This window comes from Nocardioides sp. P5_C9_2 (assembly GCF_054049555.1).
In genome coordinates, this window is the sequence record NZ_JBFUMD010000566.1 from 1 (window position 1) to 2,246 (window position 2,246).

Genomic DNA, 2,246 nt, shown 5'->3' on the forward strand with positions numbered 1-2,246 from the left:
GCCTTCGTGCGTCCGGTCATCCCCGGGGCAGGGAGCGTCGCCCACCGCGCAGGCGGGCGTCGCCGAGATCGGCACGCTGGCCGGCGTTCCACCCGTCCCGGGCGCCGGAGCCCGAGAGCCTGCGTGCCGTGGCCTGCTCGAGATGGGGGTAGGTCGCGTCGCGGGCGGCCTCGACGGCGTCCGAGCGGTCGGCCAGGACGATCGCGCTGGACGTGCCGTGCCGGGCGAACCGGTCGTCCGCTGCCGAGGCCGCGGCCGTCTCGACGCGGACCAGCCGTGCGCCGATGGACCGGGTGAAGCCGGCCAGCCAGCTGCGACGGAACGCCGCCGGGTGGTCGTGGGACGGGACGGGCGTGCGGGTGAGGGTGTGCAGCCCCTGCACGAGGAGGCTGGTGTAGAGGATCTCCACCCGTTGCAGGTCGGGGCGGTGGCCGAAGAGGTGCAGGGACAGCTCCTTGGTGCCGTCGGGGAAGCGGGTGCGGCGCACGCCGCGGCACCCCAGGGCGGACGCGACGGTGCCGAGCAGGTCGGCCTTGTCCGCGGCGTAGGGGCGCTCCACGACGATGACGAGGTCGCCGACCACGTCCAGGGACGGGTCAGAGAGGGCGAGCAGGGCGCGATCGATGCCGTGGGCGGCCATCAGGGCGGCGGCCTTGGCCGTGTAGGTCTCTGCCTCCGCCGGAGTGGCGGCAGGGTCCTCGGCCTTGGCCAGCAGCTTGCGCACCCGGGCCAGCATCGGGGCGGTGTCGTCGGTGTGGTCCATGTCAGCGGCTCCCGGGATCAGTGGTGGTGCGTAGGGAGACTGGCACGACGTACCGACAGCGGGGCGAGCTCATCCACAGACCCTTCAGGGCAGGGTCGCGAGGACCTCGGCGGYGGACAGGGTGCGCGGCTCCCCGCCGGTGAGGGTCAGCGCTCGGGTGGCGGCCACCACGGCCTCGCAGGCCGGGGTGGGGATGCCGTGCAGCCGACCGAGGAGGACGACCTCGCCCGCGAGGTAGTCGACCTCGGTGTCCCCGGTACCGCGACGCAGGCTCTGCCAGGTCGAACCGCCGGCCGGCGACAGGTCCTCGCGGCGACGCAGCAGGTCGCCGCGGCGCTCCCGGTCGGCCCGGGCGGTGGTGACCGTGAGTCCTGCAGCGGCCAGCACGCGCTCGCCCTCCAGGCGGGCGGTCTCGGCCAGCTCGTCGGCCGCGGAGCCGGGGGCGAACGACGCGTCGACGCCGTTGCCGACGTTCATCAGGAGCTTGCGACGCTTCCATGCCATCACGTCGTCGCGCTCCACGGACTCGAAGCCGGCGGTGCGCAGGTCGGCGGCGATCGACGCCGTGTGCCCGTCGGTTCCGCCCGGGATGCGGCCCACGTCGAGGATGCCGGGCACGGGGTGGCACTTCGCGACGACGAGCCCCGGTTCGAGGTGGGTGGACGGCAGCATCACGCACACGGCGTACGTCGCCGCGAACCGGCGCAGGGCCGCGAGCTCGGTCGCCACGCCGTTGGTGGCGCAGACGACCGGGGTGCCGGGCGGTGCGTGTGCGGCGAGGTCGTCGAGGGCCGCGGCGGCCTGGTGCGACTTGACGGCGAGCATCACGACGGTGTCGTCGGTCCACTCCACCTCGGCGGCGGTGTCGGTGGCTGGGGCCACGATGCGGTGCATGCCGTCGCCCGTGTCCAGCCGCAGCCCGCCGTCGCGGATCGCGGCCAGGTGCGCGCCCCGGGCCACCAGCGTGGTGGACAGCCCGGCGAGGTGCAGGTGCCCGCCGATGACGCCGCCGACCGCTCCGGCGCCGTGGACGACCCACCTCATCGCGACCAGCCCTGCTCGAGGAGGCGGGTGGTCTCGGCCAGGGTGAGTCCGGCGCGGCGGGCCGCCAGGGCGAGGGCGTCCGCAGCGTCTCGCACGGTCGCCGGGGTGGCGGCCGTGCCGTTGACGCGGGTGCCGCGCCGTCCCTCGGTGGTCACGAGGCCGTCGACCTCGAGCTCCTTGTAGACGCGGGCCACGGTGTTGACCGCCAGGCCGAGGTCGCCCGCGAGGGCGCGGACGGTCGGCAGCCGGCTGCCTGCGGGGAGTCGGCCGTCGCGGATCCGGGCGGCGAGCTGCACGCGGACCTGTTCGTACGGCGCGGTGCCCGACCGCGGGTCGGGGGGATCGAGGTCGATCCTGGCGAGCTCCATGGGCGCCAGCCTAGGTGTGGTACCGATGAGGTGTCGTTGGTGGTAGAACCACGCCATGGACCGGGTGGAGC

Annotated in this window: 3 protein-coding genes; all 3 read right to left on the bottom strand. The window is 74.9% G+C overall.

Annotated elements, in window-relative coordinates; translation table 11 throughout:
• Positions 1-16: 16 nt before the first annotated feature.
• The 3 genes from ACXJKL_RS19685 to ACXJKL_RS19695 all read right to left on the bottom strand — a co-directional run bounded on the left by ACXJKL_RS19685 (position 17) and on the right by ACXJKL_RS19695 (position 2,175).
• Complete coding sequence (locus ACXJKL_RS19685) at positions 17-763, bottom strand: DUF2786 domain-containing protein (RefSeq protein ID WP_457208690.1); 747 nt, start codon at positions 761-763, stop codon at positions 17-19.
• A gap of 84 nt (positions 764-847) precedes the next feature.
• Positions 848-1,807: a ketopantoate reductase family protein gene (locus ACXJKL_RS19690; protein ID WP_457208691.1), complete on the bottom strand. Its 960-nt coding sequence runs from the start codon at positions 1,805-1,807 to the stop codon at positions 848-850.
• Positions 1,804-2,175 carry a GntR family transcriptional regulator gene (locus ACXJKL_RS19695; RefSeq protein ID WP_457208692.1) on the bottom strand — a complete coding sequence of 124 codons (372 nt, stop codon included), beginning with the start codon at positions 2,173-2,175 and terminating at the stop codon, positions 1,804-1,806. Before ACXJKL_RS19695 ends, ACXJKL_RS19690 begins: the two co-directional genes overlap by 4 nt.
• Positions 2,176-2,246 lie beyond the last annotated feature (71 nt).

What these genes read in the sequence shown, in the direction of transcription:
- ACXJKL_RS19685 (WP_457208690.1), bottom strand. Translation starts at nt 763, where the DNA reads ATGGACCACACCGACGACACCGCCCCGATGCTGGCCCGGGTGCGCAAG.
- ACXJKL_RS19695 (WP_457208692.1), bottom strand. Translation starts at nt 2,175, where the DNA reads ATGGAGCTCGCCAGGATCGACCTCGATCCCCCCGACCCGCGGTCGGGC.